Origin of the sequence: Parafrankia colletiae, assembly GCF_001854655.1 — a bacterium.
Lineage (GTDB): Bacteria > Actinomycetota > Actinomycetes > Frankiales > Frankiaceae > Parafrankia > Parafrankia colletiae.
Map to the genome: position 1 here is coordinate 84432 of NZ_MBLM01000130.1, position 18676 is coordinate 103107.

Annotated in this window: 11 protein-coding genes; 2 read left to right on the forward strand and 9 right to left on the reverse strand. The window is 73.0% G+C overall.

Annotation, left to right across the window (positions count from 1 at the left end):
* Positions 1–266: 266 nt before the first annotated feature.
* The 4 genes from CC117_RS21035 to CC117_RS21050 all read right to left on the reverse strand — a co-directional run bounded on the left by CC117_RS21035 (position 267) and on the right by CC117_RS21050 (position 6390).
* Positions 267–1496, reverse strand: coding sequence for an ABC transporter substrate-binding protein (locus tag CC117_RS21035; RefSeq protein ID WP_071086923.1), 1230 nt, complete (start codon positions 1494–1496; stop codon positions 267–269).
* Positions 1497–1818: 322 nt separating this feature from the next.
* Positions 1819–4479, reverse strand: coding sequence for a HelD family protein (locus CC117_RS21040; protein WP_071086756.1), 2661 nt, complete (start codon positions 4477–4479; stop codon positions 1819–1821).
* Between the two features lie 179 nt (positions 4480–4658).
* On the reverse strand, positions 4659–5321 hold the full coding sequence (locus CC117_RS21045; RefSeq protein ID WP_071086758.1) for an HhH-GDP family DNA glycosylase: 663 nt from the start codon (positions 5319–5321) through the stop codon (positions 4659–4661).
* Between the two features lie 127 nt (positions 5322–5448).
* The gene (locus tag CC117_RS21050; protein WP_071086760.1) at positions 5449–6390 is read right to left on the reverse strand and encodes an alpha/beta fold hydrolase; all 942 of its coding nucleotides are present in this window, start codon (positions 6388–6390) and stop codon (positions 5449–5451) included.
* A gap of 199 nt (positions 6391–6589) precedes the next feature.
* Between CC117_RS21050 and CC117_RS21055 the strand changes: the two genes are divergently transcribed.
* Positions 6590–7801 carry an acyl-CoA dehydrogenase family protein gene (locus tag CC117_RS21055; protein ID WP_071086762.1) on the forward strand — a complete coding sequence of 404 codons (1212 nt, stop codon included), beginning with the start codon at positions 6590–6592 and terminating at the stop codon, positions 7799–7801.
* 226 nt (positions 7802–8027) lie between these two features.
* On the opposite strand, the gene CC117_RS21060 is transcribed toward CC117_RS21055, so the two are convergent.
* Complete coding sequence (locus CC117_RS21060; protein WP_241830296.1) at positions 8028–9350, reverse strand: hypothetical protein; 1323 nt, start codon at positions 9348–9350, stop codon at positions 8028–8030.
* 318 nt (positions 9351–9668) lie between these two features.
* Between CC117_RS21060 and CC117_RS21065 the strand changes: the two genes are divergently transcribed.
* Positions 9669–11825 carry a protein kinase domain-containing protein gene (locus CC117_RS21065; RefSeq protein ID WP_071086925.1) on the forward strand — a complete coding sequence of 719 codons (2157 nt, stop codon included), beginning with the start codon at positions 9669–9671 and terminating at the stop codon, positions 11823–11825.
* On the opposite strand, the gene CC117_RS21070 is transcribed toward CC117_RS21065, so the two are convergent.
* From CC117_RS21070 to CC117_RS21085, 4 genes are all read right to left on the reverse strand, one after another.
* Positions 11801–12619 (reverse strand): hypothetical protein, encoded by an 819-nt coding sequence (locus CC117_RS21070; protein WP_071086767.1) that lies wholly within the window; start codon positions 12617–12619, stop codon positions 11801–11803. The two genes, CC117_RS21065 and CC117_RS21070, sit on opposite strands and share 25 nt — an antisense overlap.
* A 172-nt stretch (positions 12620–12791) precedes the next feature.
* A complete protein-coding gene (locus CC117_RS21075; protein WP_071086769.1) occupies positions 12792–15302 on the reverse strand; it encodes an FHA domain-containing protein in 2511 nt (836 codons plus the stop codon).
* Between the two features lie 620 nt (positions 15303–15922).
* Entirely contained in the window at positions 15923–17437 is a 1515-nt protein-coding gene (locus CC117_RS21080; RefSeq protein WP_241830297.1) for an LmeA family phospholipid-binding protein, read from the reverse strand.
* A 365-nt stretch (positions 17438–17802) separates the two neighbouring features.
* The gene (locus tag CC117_RS21085) at positions 17803–18603 is read right to left on the reverse strand and encodes an SDR family NAD(P)-dependent oxidoreductase (RefSeq protein ID WP_071086776.1); all 801 of its coding nucleotides are present in this window, start codon (positions 18601–18603) and stop codon (positions 17803–17805) included.
* Between the last annotated feature and the right edge of the window lie 73 nt (positions 18604–18676).

Here is an 18676-nt window from a genome sequence, read left to right on the forward strand (position 1 = left end):
CCCGGCCGCCGTCCGCGGTGGGTGGGGCGTCGCCCGGGGTCGGGGGGTCCCCGGGCGACAGTCGGATCTTTCCATCACCCACGGCGCATCGGCAATGACAGACAGCTGTGGTCTCACCACCTCAGGACATAAGTCCCGGGGCGAAGGTCCTTTCCCGTCGTTCATAGACCTGCCGAAGGACACCCCTCGATCCTGGACGTCGGGCCTCGCGGTCTCCAGACCGCCCACCGCGCGCGACGCTTCGTGGATCATGGAGTCGCGGAGTGTCAGGTCCCCAGGGTCCCACAGCGGGGCGCCGGCCGAAGCACCTCGAAGCGCTGTCCGTCCGGCGCCACCCGCAGGAAGGTGTAGCACCGTCCCAGCTGACCGAAGGACGTCATGAAGTCGATGGGCGCGGGCAGCAGACCGCCCGCGGAGTAGTCGCGCACGGCACGCAGGCCGTCGAGGAAGCGCTGGCGGGTCGGGCAGGGCCCGGCCTCGGCGAGGCCGCGCACGAACATGTCGGCCGCGATCCAGCCGGACAGGGATGCCTGGCGGTTCGGCGGCTGCATCTGCGGCGCGTAGCGGCCCATCGCCGCGAGGAAGGCACGGTGGCCGGGCAGGTCCAGCTCGAACGGCTGGTAGTCGACGAAGAGGTTGACGTTGAGGCCCCCCAGGAGCGGGCCGAACGCCTTCAGCAGGCTCTGGTCGTAGCCCGACGGGGACAGGACGACCCGCAGGTCCGTCCCGGCCTCCTTCGCGCCCAGCACGACCTGACCGAAGGCCCCACCGGTGACGGTTCCGACCAGAGTGTCCGCCCCGCTGTCACGCACCTGGTTTCCGACCGCGCGCAGGTCGATGGGGCCGGTTGCCTCCACGGTGCCGACTACCCGCACGCCGGCGCCCTCCAGGCTGGCCCTCAACTCCTCGGCGAGCTCACCGGACGCGGCCGAGAGAGTCGAGACGGCGATCACCGCGGAGGTCCCGCCCTGGTCGGCCACGAACTCCCCCCAGGTCGAGACGGAGACCCCGTCCGCGATCATGTTCGAGTAGCTGAACATGTTGTCGAACCTGGTCCAGGCGGCGTCGAGCGAGGTTCCCGTGACCGGGACACCGAGGCTGTGCAGGTACTCCGCCGAGCCGTCCGACGCCGTGGTCGACTCCATGATCCCGAAGACGTCCTGCTCCTCGACGAGACGCTGGGCCGCCGTCCGGTTCACGCCGGGCTGCGAACCGTCGTCCTGCCAGCGGTAGGTGAGGCTGCGTCCGTGCACGCCACCGTCGGCGTTCGCCACGCCCAGCCGAGCGTCCACTCCGGCGCGGAACGGGCCGAACAGCGAGGCGGCGTTGCCCGAGTCCGGGTACAGCAGGCCGAGCCGGACCTCGTCGCCGGCGATCCCCGGTGACGGCGGGCAGGACGGATCCGAGCGACTCGGCGCCGGCGGCAGCGCGCCATCTCGGGACACACACGAGACACACGCCACCCCGACGAGCAGTGCGGCTACTCCGGCCCGCACCGCCCGCCAGCTCCCCACCAGCCAGGACGCGCGCCGACCTCGGCACTCCGGCCGGGCGGCTACGGGATCCCCGGCACCACCACGGCCCGTCCCAGGTCTGATACGCACAGCACCAGAGTGACCCACGAAAGTCACCATCAACGTCTAACCGTTGATTCTGTGAACTTCCACCATCAGGCCAATTCCCGCGCAACCCTTCGGCCGGACGCTCGACGGCGCTCCCGTCTCAACCACCGCGCCCACGCTGACCTGGTAAGGGCCCGCATGTCCCGGATGCCCGGCCCGGCTGGCCGACCTGGCTGGCCGACCTGGGCGGTTGYGCTCACCAGAGCAGATGGAGCTGGCGCCCGCCGGCATCCGCATCCGCATCCGCGGACAGGGCGGTGTCGGCAGCCACGCTGGTGTTCCCGGTGCTGGTGTTCCCGGCGCTGGCGGCCTCGGCACTGGTGGTGTCCGGCGGCGCATCACCGCCGTGGGGTCTTTCCGTCCCGGTGGCGGGCGGGGGCACGTCGCCCTCCTGTTCCAGGCCGTGCAGCACCGCGGGGAGATCACCGGCGTACACGACCGTGAGCAGGCGGGTGGCCCGGGTCAGTGCCACGTACAGGTCCGCCAGGCCCCGGGTCGGCCCGGCCAGGATCTCGGCCGGCTCCACGATGATGACGGCGTCGAACTCGAGGCCTTTCGAGTCGGCGACGGTGAGGACGGCGACGGGAGCGTCCAGCAGCCGGTCCGCGGCCGCCCGTCCCCGGTCGGTGCGCGCGGCGGCGCCGGGGGTCTCGAGCTCCCGCGGTGCCAGCAGCGCCGGGTCCGCCGCGTGCAGCGCCCCGCGCACCGCCGCGACCCGCCCGGGCGGGGTGATCACCGCGGTCCTTCCGCCCCTGACCTCGTCCGCCGCCGCCCTGGTCTCGGCGACCACGCCACGCACCAGTGCGGCCTCGTTGCCGGCGCGAGTCGCGGTGGCGGCGCCGGAGACGGTCCGGACGGCACGGGGACGCCGGCCGACGGAGCGCACCGAGAGCGGCGCGGCGGCGGCGGGGTCGGCGGCGGCCAGCACACCCGCGGCGACGTCCATGATCTCGCTGGGGGTCCGGTAGTTCACGGTGAGGCGCTCGACGGCGTAATGGGTGACGTCCCGGCCGAGCAGCTCGCCCCAGTTGCGCGGCGCCTGCGGGCGGGCGGCCTGCGCCAGGTCGCCGACGAGGGTCGCCGTGCGTCCCGGGCAGCGCCGCCACAGCAGCCGCCACAGCATCGCCGAGACCTCCTGGGCCTCGTCCACGATCAGGTGCCCGTACGTCCAGCTCCGGTCGGTGCTGGCGTACTCGGCCGCGCTGCGGCGCTGGCGGGGGGCCGTCCAGCGCTCGGCGACGGCGTCGGCGTCCAGCCGGTCGTCCAGGCCGAGCATCTCCAGCACTCCGCGGGCGTACTCGCGTTCCGCCGCCCGTTCGGCGTTCGCGCGACGGRCCTCGTCGCGACGGGCCTTCTCGTCCGGGTCGCCGAGCAGCTCGGCCGCCTCGTCGAGCAACGGGACGTCCGCCGGGGTCCACGCCGGGACGGGCGAAGCAGCAGGAGCGGCGGGGGCGACCGAGACGGCCGGCGCGGTGGGCCCGGCGGCGGAACGGGCCTGGGGGGCGGCGCTCGCGCCGCGGCGCAGCAGGCCGCGCTCCTGCCCGGTGAGCCGGGTGCCGGCGGCGCGGGCAAGCCGGTCGGGCGAGGCGTAGAGGTCGGCGAGCAGCCGGGCGGGGGTGAGCACGGGCCACAGGTCGTTGAGGGCACGGCGGATGCTCTGGTCCGCCCAGAGGTCCGCTCTGATCTCCGTGCGCTCGTCCGGATCGAGCAGCCCGTTGGGTAGCTGCGCGACCACCTGGCTGGTCAGGGCGCTCAGCAGTTCCCGCAGGAAGATCTGGCGGGCCGAGTTGTGCGGGCGGCGGCTGCGCCGCGCCCGGGTGCGGGCCCGGACGACCGTGTCCCGGTCCAGGTGAAGGTCGTGCTCGTCGTGCCGGAGACGCAGCCCGCGGGAGGGGACCCGCTGACGGTCCCGGACGGCGCCGGCGATCACGTCGGCCATCCGCGCGTCGCCCTTGAGCACGGCGGTGGCGACGGGCTCGTCGCCGGTCGCGTCCACGCCGGGGAACAGCCGCCCCGGCGTCGCGAAGACCACGCCGGTCTCGCCGAGGGAGGGCAGAACCTGCTCGATGTAGCGGAGGAAGACCGGGCTGGGCCCGACCACCAGCACGCCGGAGCGCAGCAGCCGGTCGCGGTGGGTGTAGAGCAGGTAGGCGGCGCGGTGCAGTGCGACCGCGGTCTTGCCCGTTCCCGGGCCGCCGTCGACGACCAGGACGGCGTTCGCCGCGGCCCGGATGATCCGGTCCTGCTCGGCCTGCAGGGTCGAGACGATGTCGTGCATCCGCCCGGTGCGCGGGGCCGACAGTGCCTCCAGCAGCATCGTGTCGCCCGAGGCGGGCGCCTGGGCACCTCCGGACCCGGCGGCGCCCTCGTCCGCGGCCCCGGAGGCGGCCCCGGCCGCGGAGACGGTGGCCGCACGCGGGTCCAGCGGGTCGTCGGCGATGCCGGTGACCCGGCGGCCGCGGGTGCGCAGGTGGCGCCGGCGCACCAGTCCGCGCGGGTCGGCGAGGGTGGCCTGGTAGAACGCGGTGGCGACCGGCGCGCGCCAGTCCACCAGGATGGGCTCCTGCTCCCGGTCGGTCAGCCCGATCCGCCCGATGTAGGTGCGGCGTCCCTCCGTGTGGTCCATCGCGCCGAAGCACAGCCGGCCCTCGGCTGCGTCCAGGCGGGCCAGGCGGTCGGCGTGGGTCGCGGCGAAGACGTCCCGTTCCACGATCGACTGCGGCGTCCCCGTCCCGGCCTCCATCAGGACCTGCCTGAGCTGGTCGCGGGTGGTCTCGCGGATCTCGTCGAGGCGCGTGTAGAGGGTGTCGACGTAAGCCTGCTCGTACGCAAGCTCGGAGTCACGAGTCGTCGGCACCGGATGTCCTTTCCACTCGGCGGTGGGATGCGTGTCGGGGGGCGGCTGCGAGCGACCAGCGCTGCCCGCTGACAGCCCACCACACCAGGATCATCCCGCCTGCCAACGCCCCGGCCACGACGTGTCCCGTTCACCGCCCCGCCGCCGGGAGTGGACCCGGCACCCACCCCGGCCTGCGGTCACCCTCCGCGTGCCGCCGCCTGCCGCACGTCGTCGGCGTCATGCTCCAGCCGGGTGCGCACGAGCGCCGCGACGAGCCGCGGGACATCCTCGCGCTCGACGAGTTCGGCCAGGTCCCGCGGGTCGGTCGGCAGGCCCAGGTCGCCGGCGGCAGCCCGCGCCCGCTCGTCGACGTAGGGCACCAGCTCGTCCCAGGCCGCCTGCGCCTCGCGGAGGAAGATGTCCGCGCCGACCGGGCCGATGCCCTTGATCTGCTGGAGCAGCTCCCGTTCGCGGTCCGGCGTGTGGTCCGCCGCGTCCCGCAGCCGCCGGATGTCGCCGTCGTAGGTGTCGAGCAGGTAGCCGCAGGCATCCGCCAGTGTCCGCGACGTGCTCTCGTCGTAGCGGGCGTAGCCGGACCGGTTGAGCACCCGGACCCGCTCGGCCCAGCTCGCCTCGCCGAGGGCTGCCGCCGACGTCCAACCCTGCTTGCGCAGGGCGCGGAACGCCTCGACCGCCATCGACGTGCGGATCGGCGCACTCGCCAGCAGTGCGAAGAGCAGGAGACCGAACATGCCCTCGGCCGTGTCGGCGGGGACGTCCACGTCGATGTCCTCGGCGTAGGTACGGCCGTGCCGGGCGAGCAGCTCGCGCAGGATCGCCTCGCTGTCAGTTCCAGCCATGACCCTGGGCTACCCGCGGCCGGGGGCCCCGACTCCCGGCTGTCAACCCCACGCCCGACCCCGCGCCGGCCATACCAGCCCACAGTGGGCGACGGACGGGTCCCGGTGGACACCCGGGAGCCTCCGCTCAGCCGGCGAGGAACTCCTCGATCAGTCGGACGAGTTCCAGCGGCCGGTCACTCTGCACCGAGTGGCCCGCCCCGTCGACCACGGCGGTGCGCAGCGCCGGCAGCCGGCGACGGAACTGCTCGACGTCGTCGTCGTGGACGAACGGTGACGCGCCGCCCCGCACGAGCAGCAGCGGCACGGTGATCGCATCGACCTCGTCCCACAGCCGGGTCATGGCGGTCATCTGGTCGGCGCCGCCGGGGCTGGCCAGGTCGTAACGCCATGCCCAGCGGCCGTCGGGCTGCCGGTAGGCGTTGTGGCGAACCCCGCGGCGCACCCCCGAGGCCGGGCGGCGCGGGCTCAGCGCGATCGCGGCCTGCGCCATCTGTTCGAACGAGTCGTACGTCGGCGGCCCGCCGACCAGTGCCACCGCCCCGCGCTGCGCCGTGTCCATCGCGCGGACCCGGTCCGCGGACTGTGGCGTCACGTCGACGAGGATCGCGCTGCGGCACAGGTCCGGCCGGGTCGCGGCGAGGTGGATGGTGGTGGYGCCGCCGAGCGACATGCCGACGACGACCCGCGCCGCGGGCGCAGCCACCCGCAACGCCTCGGCGACGGCATCCGCGTTCGCCCACGGACCGTAGTCGTGGTCGTCACGCCGGTAGGAGTGGCCGTGCCCGGGCAGGTCGAAGGCGATCGCGGGACGCCCCAACGCGAGCACCACCGAATCCCAGGTGTGCGCGTTCTGGCCGCCGCCGTGCAGGAACACGAGTTCGGGCTCGGCCGTGCCCCAGCGGAGGTGGCTCAGCCACCGGCCGGGCTCGACCTCGACCTGGCCGCGGGCCACCTCAGGGCGCCCCGTGTAGGGAATCCCCAGTTCCTCGGCGTTCTCGTGCAACAGCCCGAACTCGTCGTACTCGTCGGTCTCGGGGTTGCTGTCGACGTCCGGCTGATCGGCCATGATCCCGCCTCGCTCTCGTCCACATCTGTTCGGCCGCCAGGTCCGATCCGGCCCGGCAGCCGACGGGCCGCGCAGGGAGAATGTAGGACCGATCGGGCGCGACACGCGCCGATCCGGCCGGTCGGACGCAGTTCCGGTTCTTCCGCCACGCGGGACGGGGCCGAAACAGGCCGGCACAGGCCGACGGAAGGAACCCCTCATGAGCTTCAGCCTTGACCTCACGGACGACCAGACCGAGCTGCGATCGTGGGTGCACGGCTTCGCCGAGGATGTCGTGCGCCCCGCCGCCGCGGAGTGGGACGAACGGGAGGAGACCCCCTGGCCGATCATCCAGGAGGCGGCGAAGATCGGGCTCTACACCTTCGACACCCTCTCCACCCTGTGGTTCGARCCGACCGGGCTGTCGCTCCCGATCCTGTCGGAGGAGCTGTTCTGGGGCGACGCCGGCATCGGCATGTCAATCATGGGGACGTCGCTGGCGATCGCCGGCCTGGCCTCGTCGGGCACGATGGAGCAGATCGGCGAGTGGGTGCCCGCCTGTTTCGGGGACGCTGCCGACCCGAAGGTCGCCGCCTACTGCGTCTCCGAACCCGAGGCCGGCTCGGACGTCTCCTCGATGCGGGTCCGGGCCCGCTACGACGAGGCGCGGGACGAGTGGGTCCTCAACGGCCAGAAGGCGTGGATCACCAACGGCGGCATCGCGAACGTGCACATCGTCGTCGCGTCGGTGGATCCCGAGCTGCGGGCGCGCGGCCAGGCCTCGTTCCTCATCCCGCCCGGCACGCCTGGGCTCGCCGCGACCCGCAAGATCAGGAAGCTGGGCCTGCGTGCCTCGCACACCGCCGACGTGTTCCTCGACGACGTCCGGATCCCGGGCCGGTGCCTGCTCGGCGGCAAGGACAAGCTGGACGAGCGACTGGCTCGGGCCCGCGAGGGCACCCGCTCCGCCGAGCAGACCGCCCTGCGCACCTTCGAGATGAGCCGCCCGACCGTCGGCGCGCAGGCGGTGGGCATCGCCCGGGCCGCCTACGAGTACGCGCTCGACTACGCACGTACCCGCGAGCAGTTCGGACGTCCCATCATCACCAACCAGGCGATCGCGTTCGCTCTCGCCGACATGCGCATGGAGATCGACGCGGCCCGGTTGCTGATCTGGCGGGCGGCGTGGATGGGCCGCAACGAACGCCGCTTCGAGGCCGGCGAGGGCTCGATGTCGAAGCTCAAGGCAGGTGAGGTCGCGGTGTGGGCGACGGAGAAGGCGGTGCAGATCCTCGGCGGCGCCGGCTACAGCCGGGAGCATCCCGTCGAGCGGATGTACCGCGACGCGAAGATCTACACGATCTTCGAGGGCACGTCGGAGATCCAGCGGCTCGTGGTCGCCCGGGCGATCTCCGGGATGCGCCTGGCCTGAGCGGCTCCGACGCGCGCCTGCGAAGGCGACCGGAGACAACTTCTCGTACCAGTTGCGCAGAAACCAGCAAGCTACGGGGTTCGCGGGCCGCCGGCCGGCTTGGATCAGACACAGGCCGGATCGCCGACGTGGGATCGGGGGCGATGTTCGGGGGCATCAGCCACGTCTGGCGATCCGGTCTAGCCGATCGGGGCCCGCGGACCCGGGCCGCTGCGCGGTCATCCGGTCATCCGCGCAGGCCCGCCGGCACCGCGGACACGTAGGCCACGCTGGCGTGACTGTCCACCGGGCGGCCAGCCGCGTCCACGCAGCGGATGGTCGCGGCCAGGTCGGTGGGCTCCGTTCCGGTCTCGTCGGCCCCTCGCGCCCAGTCGTCGGCCGAGCACCGTGAGGTCGCGTCGCCGTACGCCGTCACTCCCAGGAAGTCCGGGCCGCGCCCCACCCCGGGGAAGACCACCTCGTAGACACCGACCTCGACCCGCCGGACGGTGTTGACCGCCCCGGCGCTGTTGGCCGAGTAGCGACCCCACGCCCCGACCGGATCACCGAGCGGCGCCGGTTCCACCGGCCCGTCGCCAGTCGTCACGCCCGTGAAGACGTGAGCGAAACCGCCCGCCCCAGCCGGCAGCAGCGCGTCCCGATCGGTGTAGAGCAGCGCGAACGGGGTGTCAGCCCAGGTCGCGCCGTCGGTGCAGCCGACCAGCACGGTCTGCCGGTCACCGAGCACCTCCCGATCCAGGGGGTTGCACCCGGCCGCGCCGCCGCCGATCGCATTCAGCTGGAGGTTGTTGCCGGGGCGCACGAACTGGGCGCCGACGAGGTCGACCGCATAGCGGCCGGTGGCCACCCGGCGGACGTCGATCCGACCCGGACCGGCGACGCTGTACCGGTCGGGATCCAGCGGCCCGGCCGCGGCGGAGCCGTCGTGGTGCAGATAGGCGTACGGCCCGCCGTCGCCCGTCCCCGCGCGGCCGGGCGGCGCGTGGGTGAACAGGACCGCGAACCGCGAGTCCGCGTACGCGCCGGACGGGTCGCGGCAGACCAGCGCGACCCGTTCGTCGAGCCGCTCACCGGCCCGCACTGGCGCCACCCGGCCGCTGCCCGCCGCGGTGGCCGCCACGGCCTCGTCGGCGGACTGCCGCACCGCCTGCCAGTCGGTGACGTGGCAGTACGCCCCGCCGTCGGGCGGCACGCCGATCGACGTGGCCAGGGCCACCCCCCGCCCGCCCGCGACCCCGATACCGGGGAAGGTGACCTGGTAGCGGCCGACCTCCGACCGGGAGATCACCGGCCTCGCCGCGGCCAGCGCGTCGACGACCTGCCAGCTCCCCGCCGCGGCGCTGTCAGGCGCCTCCAGCGGCGCGGCCGGCGCGGTGACCTCCGAGCGCAGGAAGCCCCAGACCGGCCCGCGGGGATCGGCCGGGCCGAGAGTGCCCTGGATGGCCGGTGCGTCCCGGGCGGCCGCGGTGACGATCAGCGTGATGCCGCCGGCGAACGCGAGGACCGCGAGAACCRCGCTGGCCACCGTCGCCCGATTCCAGTGCGGCACGCATCCAGCCCTTCGTTTCCCGGGTGCGCGGGGGACAACGGCACCCACCCCGCTCCGGAGGCGAGGTATGTCGGAAAAGAGTCCCACATCCAGTCCCTATCCGGACACCGGTGCGTACCCGGGCGGCATTACAGTGTTGCGTTGCCTGCTCCGGAGGTTCCTTTCTGATTCCGCCGGAACGGTGCCGGGATCCGCTCCCGCGGAACTGGTCAGGTGCCGCCACGGCACCGGCGACAAAACGATGATCTTTTTTGATGCGCGGCAGAGGTGCTCCCGGGTGAGGCATCTGGCCCGCTACAGCATGTGAGGGTGGGCTCGATGTCATCGGAGGCCGGGATTCCGGCGCGGACCGTTCCGCTCGGTGCGGACGATCCCCGCGAGCTGGGTTCCTACCAGCTGCTCGGCAAGCTCGGCCAGGGCGGTATGGGCACCGTCTACCTGGGCCGGTCGCAGCAGGGCCGCCTGGTCGCCATCAAGGTGATCCGTGCCGACGTGGCGGACAATCCCGAGTTCCGGGCCCGTTTCTGGTCGGAGGCGGAGACCGCGCGCCGGGTCGCCCGGGTCTGCACCGCCGAGGTGCTCGAGGCCGCCCCGCACGCCCCCCAGCCCTACCTGGTGACCGAGTTCATCGAGGGCGAGACCCTGGCGCGGTTCGTCGCCCGCAACGGCCCGCTCGCGGACGCGAACCTCGAGCAGCTCGCGGTCGGTGTCGCGGCGGCGCTGACCGCGATCCACCGCGCCGGCATCGTGCACCGGGACCTCAAGCCGGCGAACGTGGTGCTCTCCCCGTTCGGCCCCCGGGTCATCGACTTCGGCATCGCCCGGGCGCTGGACTCGGCCTCCGGGCTGACCGGCGACCTGCAGCAGCTCGGCACACCCGCCTTCATGTCGCCGGAGCAGATCGAGGGCGGGGCGGTGACCCCGGCGGTCGACATCTGGGCCTGGGGCGGCCTGGTCACCTACGCCGCCACCGGTCACTACCCGTTCGGCGAGGGCAACGCGCAGGTGCTGCTGTACCGGGCGCTGAACGAGGAGCCGCGCCTCGACGGCGTCGACACCGCGCTGCGCCCCATCGTCTGGCACGCCATGCGCAAGAATCCGGCGGGCCGGCCCACCGCGCAGCAGCTCATGCTGCGCCTGCTGGGCGACCCCACGGACGACGTCGACGCGACGATCGACCCGAGCGAGGTCACCAACGTCCTCCAGGGCTGGAACCTGCCGATCGCCCCCGGCACCGGGCCGGGGCTCCACGCGGCCGGCCCGGGCGGCGGCCAGACGGGCAGCGCCGGCGGCGGGCCGGGTGCCGACGACCGGACGGTGGCCACCATCGCCGCGACCCGCGGTCCCGGCGCCGCGACGGGCGCGGGGCCCGGCACGGGCCCGAGCTCCGGCGGGACGGGCGGCGGCGGCACGCCGGAGCGGACACGGGTCGACGAGGGCAGCCACCGGAACCGCCGCGGCCCGGTCGTCATCGGTGCGGCCGCCGCGGTCGCCGCCGTGGTCATCGCGGCCACGCTGATCGCCCTGGGCGGAGGCGGCGACGACGACGCGGCCAGCGGCTCGGACGCGCCCGCGTCGCTGCCACCCGGGGCGCTGCCGCAGTCCGCGGCTCCCCTCGACGACACCACGATGGTGTTCGCCAGCGACCAGAACGGGAACTACGACCTGTTCACCGGCCGGCTCCCCGACCAGGGCGAGCTGACCGACATCCGCCCGATCACCACCACCGCCGAGGACGATCTCCTCCCCTCCGTCAGCGCGGACCGCAGGACGGTCGTCTTCACCCGTCGGGAAGGCGCCGAGAACGCCCTCTATGCGGTGGCGGCGGACGGCTCGGGTGCCCCGATCAGGCTCTTCACCAGCGGACCGGCGTCGAAGCTGACCATCGCCGACGACGCGCGGCCGTCCCTCTCCCCGGACGGCAAGTTCCTGGTCGTCCGGTCGACCACCAGCGTTGAGGGTCTGCCGGACGCGGGTCTGTACGTCGCGTCCCTCGACGGGGTGACCGTCTTCCGGCTCAATGCCAAGCCCCAGGCCACCGACCCCGCGTGGTCGCCCAGTGGAGAGCTCATCGCCTACTGGTCGTCCGACACCGAAAGCGACCGGGGATTCATCGTCACGATTCCGGTCCGGCGGGACTCGACCCCGACACCCGTCACCGCCGGCGACGGCAACCGGGACGCGGACCCGACCTTCTCCCCGGACGGCCAGCGGATCGCCTTCAGCCGCGAGGTTGAAGGCGACCTGGAGATCTTCCAGATGAACACGGACGGCTCCGGGCTGACCCGGGTCACCGCCGAGCCGGGGCGGGACCAGGACCCCGCCTACTCGCCGGACGGCAGCCGCCTGGTGTTCACCGGTGAGCGGGGCACGCCGGTCCGCCGGCTTTATCTCACCGACCCGGCGAACACGACCGACGCGGACCGTCTTCTCACGAACATCCCGAGCTTTCACGTCCGCTGGTCAAACGGCTGACGGACGCTGCGAGAGCGGTCAGTCCTCTCGGCGATGCCCGCCGTCACCGCGCCCGCGGGCGCGGTGACGGCGGGCATCGCTGTGGTGGGGCCCCTGTCTGCGGGCTTTCCGTCGGCGCGGGCCGCGTCGGCTGACGCTGTGACGGCGTCCAGCAGTCGCCAGTAGCCCGGGCCGCCGCCGGGCCCCGCGCCCTCGTCGTTGCGCCGCAGGACGGCGTCCTTGAAGGCCAGGAAGGCGGGCGACGGGCGGCGCTGGCCGTCGCGGAGGCCGGCCGGCGGCGATGACGGGCCGCCCAGCCAGCCGAGGCGCAGCACGGCCCGCAGCATCGGCACCGACAGGCGCTGGTCCAGCCGCAGGACGATGTCCTGCAGGGTGCGGTGCACCGCCGTGGCGGCGATGCCGCCCAGGTCGGTGAGATCCGGCGGCTCGACCGCCATGGCGTGGCGCCGGCAGCCGGCCCGGCGCCGGCCGGCCGCCACCGGATCGGCGAAGGCGACGTCCACCGGCTCCTGCGGCGCCCACCGGGGCAGGCCGGGGACGCCGTGCAGGCGTGCCGCGGTCAGCAGGCAGACCACGCCACCGGCGACCGCCAGCGCGGCGCGGGCGTAGGCGCGCACCCGGTCGCGCACCGGGGGCACGACGAGCGCTCCGCGGACCGGTGCCCACCAACCACCGGAACGCCGGCGCACCGTGATCGCCGCGTCGGACATGCCGAGCCGACGCGCCTCACACCGGGTGATCATGTCGTCCTGGCTGCGGGCCAGGGCGACGACTCGTTGATAGCTCTCGGGCATGTGCCGAGTCTGCGATCCGCGCCGGCCGCCGGCAGAGGCGCGGCGGCTACTGTGGACAACGCGATCCGGATCGGACCCCTGTCCACCGGGTCGGGTCCGCACGCGAAAGGGGGCGACGCCCACCCGTGTCCGGGTTGGGCGCCGCCCCCCTCGTGTAGGAGACCGCGGGATGTCAGCGAGCGGTGGGAGCCGTCGGGCGGCGCTTCGAGGTCTTCGGGTCCATCCGGCGCACCAGGAAGGAGACGGCGATGACGCACACGACCCCGACGGCGAAGGCTCCGCCGATGTCGATCAGGAACTGCGTCGACGTGAACCGGTAGAGCGGGTCGGCCGGGAAGTCCGGGTTGATCTCCGTGCCGAAGCCGGAGATCGTGTTCAGATCGATCACCGAGGCGAGCGCGGCGAAGCCCCAGCGGGCCGGCGCGATCCAGCTCACCTGCTCGAGGCCGGGCGTTCCGTCCGCGGCGACCAGACCACCGGAGAACACGAGCTGGGCCATGGTGATGAGCACCAGCAGCGGCATCGTCTTGTCCGCGTTGTCGACCAGCGAGGAGATGACCAGGCCGAGCATCGCCGACGCGAGCGACAGCGCGATCACGGCGATCGCGGCTTCCAGGAAGGGGAACCCGAACAGGCCGTCGCCCATCGGGCGACCGGCGATGCCGATGGTGGTGAACACCAGCGCCTGCAGCGTCGTGATGAGCGTGAGCACCACGATCTTCGAACCGATATAGGCCGTTCGGGACAGACCGATCGCCCGTTCTCGGCGATAGATCGGTCTCTCCTTCACGATTTCTCGCACCGAGTTCGACATGCCCATGAAGCAGGCACACAGTGTCATCACCAGCAGCACTGTCGGCGCGTCTCTGTTCGGTCCCTCAGACGCCGCAATCAAATCGCCCGGAATTGCTCGCGGAATTGCCCCGAGCAGGAACGGGAAAGCGATGATCAGCCGTAGGTAGGACTTGTCCGACGCGACCACGGCCATCATGCGTCGGCTCAGTGTGATGAGCTGGGAGACGACGGACTGCTGCCGGATGGACGGCAGGTCCTCCGGCGCGGGCCGGGCCGACGGAGCGGTGATCGAGGCGGGCACGTACCAGCGGGAGTTCCGGAACCGGGCCGCCGACTCTGCGCCCGGAGTCGCCTCCAGCGTCAGGAACACGTCGGGGTAGTCCCGGGCGCCGAAGAACGACAGCGCGTCGCCGGGCGGCCCGAAGTAGGCCACGTAACCACCGGGCGCGAGGACGAGTACGTAGTCACACAGGTCGAGCTGGGCGACGCTGTGCGTGACCACGACGACCGTCCGGCCATCGTCCGCCAGCTTGCGCAGCGACTCCATGACGTTCTTGTCCATGCCCGGGTCGAGGCCGGAGGTCGGCTCGTCCAGGTACAGCAGGGTGGGCTTGGTGAGCAGCTCCAGGGCGACCGAGGTCCGCTTGCGCTGGCCACCGGAGAGCCGTGAGACCTGCGTGTTCGCGTGCTGGGTCAGGCCGAGCTCGGCGAGCACCTCGTCGACCCGCTGGCGGCGCTCCGCCTTCGTGGTGTCGGGCGGGAACCGCAGCTCGGCACCGAACTCGAGCGCCCGGCGCACGGTCAGCGAGGTGTGCAGGAGGTCCTCCTGCGGCACGTAGCCGATCCGGCGGCGCAGTTCGTCGTACTCGGAGTACATGTCCCGACCGGCGTAGCGGACGTTGCCCTTGTCCGCCGGGCGGAAGCCGGTCAGTGCGTTGAGCAGCGTCGACTTGCCGGCACCGGAGGGCCCGACCACACCGAGCAGGGCCCGCCCGGGAAGCTTGAAGGTCATGTCGTGCATGAGCTGCTTCTCGCCGGCCCACACGTTCAGGGCGTCGGCCTCGAAGCTGACGTCGCCGGAGTCGAGGTACTCGACGAGCAGCTCGCCCTCGAGCTGGAACACGTGGTGACCGATGGCGATCACGTCGCCCTGGTTCACGTTGGTCCGGCTGATGCGGCGGCCGTTGACGAACACGCCGTTCGCCGACTCGAGGTCGGCGATCTGCAGCCCGGAGCGGCCGATGTAGAGCTCGGCGTGCCGGCGGGAGGCCAGCAGGTCGGTGATGACGATGTCGTTGTCGCGGGCGCGGCCCAGCGTCATCGTCCCCGGCCGAAGCCGGTAGGTGGTCCGCCGCTCGTGCTCCTGGTCGAGGCTGGTCGAGCCGGAGGGCGTCTGCGCCGGGTCGTAGTCGGAACCGCCACCACGCCCACCGGGTGCGGCCTGCCCACCAGGCGCCCGGCCGCCGCCCTGGCCCCGGGTCGGCGCGGTCGGCTTCGGCGGCTGGTAGCCGCTGGAGCCCGGCAGCATGGTCTGCATGTCGTAGGAGCCCGGGTCGTAGTCGGACTCGTCGTACCCGCCGCGCGCGGCCGGGAACTCGGRCATGACCACGACCTCGGGGCCGCTCGGCGTGCCGAGGCGGAACCGGACCTCGCCGTGGACGGGCAGTGCCTCCGGCATCCGCTGGCCGTCGACCCACGTCCCGTTCGAGCTGATGTCGCGGACGGACCAACCCCCGCCGGTCTGCTCGACGAGGAGGTGTCGACGGGAGACACGGCTGTCGGCGATGACGTAGTCCGCGGTCCGGGCGCGGCCGATGATGAACTGCTCACCTGCCGGCACGGTGGCGGCACCGGCCTCGGTGACGACTCTCAGATACGTCGTCTGCACGTCTCTCCCCCTTCGCGACGGGACGCAGGCCGGGATGCCCCGCCGAAACCCTCATCAGCACGCCGTCCGGATCGGTCTCCGAACAGGACGGGCAACGGTGCCACCACCGATGGATCCTCACTACCTTGACCGATCTTGCGGGATGCCGCAGATCGTAGCGTCGCATGCCGACCTTGATCCAGCCCGGGTGACGCGAGCGCCGTCGAACGGACCGCTTCAGCCGATTCCGGAGCCGACACCTCTAACCTTCCTCACGTCGTTCGTTCACGTCCCGACGCCTTTCATATCGCGTCGGCAGCGGGTTCGTGACCGAGTGTGGTAAGTCCGGCACGGGGACCGGCGACGTGAGCGGGTCGGTGCACCACCGACAATGCCCGCCGGGAACACCTGGTACCTGCTTCTGTCGCCGATCCGACCCGCTACCGTACGCGCCCCCACGAGGGCTCCGGCGGCCGGCCGCGGGGCCCACCGGCGGGCCCGTGGCGACCACTGCAGGCATCGCCCCGACTGTCCACGCCACCCCGACACCTCGAACACGAAAAGTGACTTTTCGGAAACGAAGTGTAGCAAGGTGGGCGATCCGTCCAGTTTGCCCCGATCCAGCGCCCCAGTCCGAGACGTCACTTGTCGCCGGCCGGCTTGGGAGCGGCCGGCAGCACCACGTCCTTGGCTGTCGCGGTCAGCGACAGACCGGTCGCGTCCGTCGACGCCTGGACGATGTTCAGATCGAACGGAAGCCCGGCGATCGGAATGGGAATCGACGGAAGACGCAAACCACCCGGAAGCGGGATGGTGGCGTTGATACCGCCAGCGAGCCCGATCTCCGACGGGACAAGGGTGAGCTCGTTGTTCTCGACCTCGAAGGTGGTCACGCCACTGATCTGCTGGCCGAGGAGAGAACCCGCGATCTCGACCTTCTCGCCGCCGTCGACCGGCGTCACCTGAACTACGGGATCCACCGTCTCCAGGTAGGCGTTCAGGTCGTCATAGGTGATCCGCACCGTCGCCCGGACGTCGTCGACGGGCACCTCTCCGATGCTGTCTGAGAGCGCGTCACCCAGCGGCACGTGCACGCCCTTGAGATTCGCGTCGACCTCGGAGATCCGCGGCCCGGGCGTGGGAATTCCCTCGATGGTGACGCTGATGTCCTTGAACTTGCCGAACAGCACCTGGGTGAGAAACGGGAAACCGCCGATCGCGACGTTCCGCACCGTCGGCGGCGTGGCACCGGGTTCCAGGCTCTCCGCGACGCTGACCTCGACCTGCTTCTCCATCTGATCCCTGGCAATCGCGACCGCGACCCGGTCACCGACCACGAAGAGAACCAGCAGCAGCACGACGACGAACGCGAGGATCCGGCCCCGGCGACGCTTGCGTTTCGCGGGCGCCGGGCCGCCCGGAGCCGGCCGGGAACCACCTGGGCCGCCAGGCGGCTGCTGGGCACCGCCGGCAGGCAGCGGCCCGCTCTCCGCCCCGTACGGACCGGCCTCGCCGCCGTACGGGCCCGCCGCGCCGTTCCCGGCGAACACCGGGCGGACGTGGCCTCCGCTGTCGAGGTAGGTGCCGCCGGTGTGGGGAGCGCCCTCACGGGGCCCGGACGCCGCGGGGTCGTAGCCGGGCTGACCGCCGACCCCGGGGGCAGGCTGGGCGTACCCGGCCGGCGGTGCGTACCCGGCGCCGGCCCCGGCGGGCGGCCCGTAGGCGGCGGACGCATCGGGGGCACCTGCGGCACCGGGCTGGCCACCGGCCGCCTTCGGAGCCCGGCTCCGGCGGACCACCTGGGTCGCCTCACCGAGCAGCTGCGTAGCGCCCTCGCCCTCCGCCTCGTCCTCCGGATCACCGTCGGCGGGGCGAACCCGGCGGCCGGGGCGGAACGCGTCCGCCGGCGGCGGTGGACCGGCGGGCCGGAAGGCCTCCGGCGGGGGCGGTGGAGCGTCCGGGGCGCCGGGGCGCGCCCGGCGCTGCACGTTCTCGGTCGGCCGGGTACCGCGTTCGCCCGACTGCGCGGCGGATCCCCTGGGGGGCATTACATTGGTGGCGTCCGCGGGCTCCTGCCCGTCACCGCCGTGCCCGTGGTTCACCGGAACATCTCCCGCTCCGCGCCGCCGGGCGTCCGGCGTGGCGCCGCCTGTCACAGTCGGTCATCTCGAGTCCGACCTGCCGGCCGCCGTCCGAACCGCCGGCCCATCAGAGGATGGTCGCACGCGGAAGGGTCAGGCGACCGTGTCGGGTCCGATCACCTGTGTCTCGCACGTGTCGGATTTCCGACCCGGACGATTGTCGGTTACGCACCGTTCAGGAGCACCAGGAAGGCCGCTCCACCCCGATCACTATCAGCAACTACGTCCTACGCTCCGCATACCCCGTGAATGCGGCCCACCTTCCCGCCTCGCCGGCTCTCGCCCCGAGTGCCTCCGCTCGGATGTCACCGTCCGGAGGCCACCGTCCGGAGGCCACTGCCACGCCTCCGCCACGCCCTCCTCTGCACCTTCTCGCGACGTCACACCTCGAGCGGTAGCTGCGCGGCGCCGCGCGCACCCGCCCGCCGCGGCTCGGGTGCCAGCCGGAAGGCCGTCCCACCCGGGGCGGCGAACGCCTGCCAGAAGTGGTCGGCCACCTCGTCGGGCCGCAGCGGCCCGGCGGTACCGACCCGRCCGTCCAGCACCACGGTGCGCAGTCGGACGCCCTGCGCCGCCAGCAGCGACGCCATCGCCTCCCCCATTGCTGCCGCACCCGCCTTCCCGACGGCGAGCGCGAACCGGCCGGCCGCCGGCTCACTGCGCGGGCCGGCGACGGTCAGCAGGATGGTCGCGCCCGGCCGTTCGGCCAGCAGCGGCGCCGCGATCTGCACCGCCGTCAGCGCCCCGGTCACGTTCACCGCCAGCGTCTGGTTCATCGACTCGGCGCGCACCGAGAAGGCCGTGCCCCGGATGCTCAGTTTGGCGTTGTAGACGAGCACGGTCAGCCCGCCGATCTCGGCAGCCACCCGCCCGGCAGCGGCGGTGAACGCCGCCTGGTCGGTGACGTCGGCGACGGCCCCGGCGACCGGATGGTCGGCAGCCGCGAGCTCGCCGGTCACCCGGGCCACGGTCTCGGCCGACCGCGAGATCACTCCCAGCCGGAACCCCTCGGCAGCGAACCGGCGCAGCAGCGCCGTCCCGAAGGCGGCGCCGGGACCGACCACCATCAGGCCACGGCTGGAAGGCCCCACAGCCCCACCTACCGGAACCGCGGGGGTCCCGGCACCTGCGGCGGGGGTCCTGGCGCCCGCGGCGTGTTTCGTGGCCGCGCCGTTGTCCATGCGCCCCATCCTGACGCGCGGGCGCTGCCGCCGCGCCGATATGGCCCGGATACGCGCGATCGCGCCTGGATGC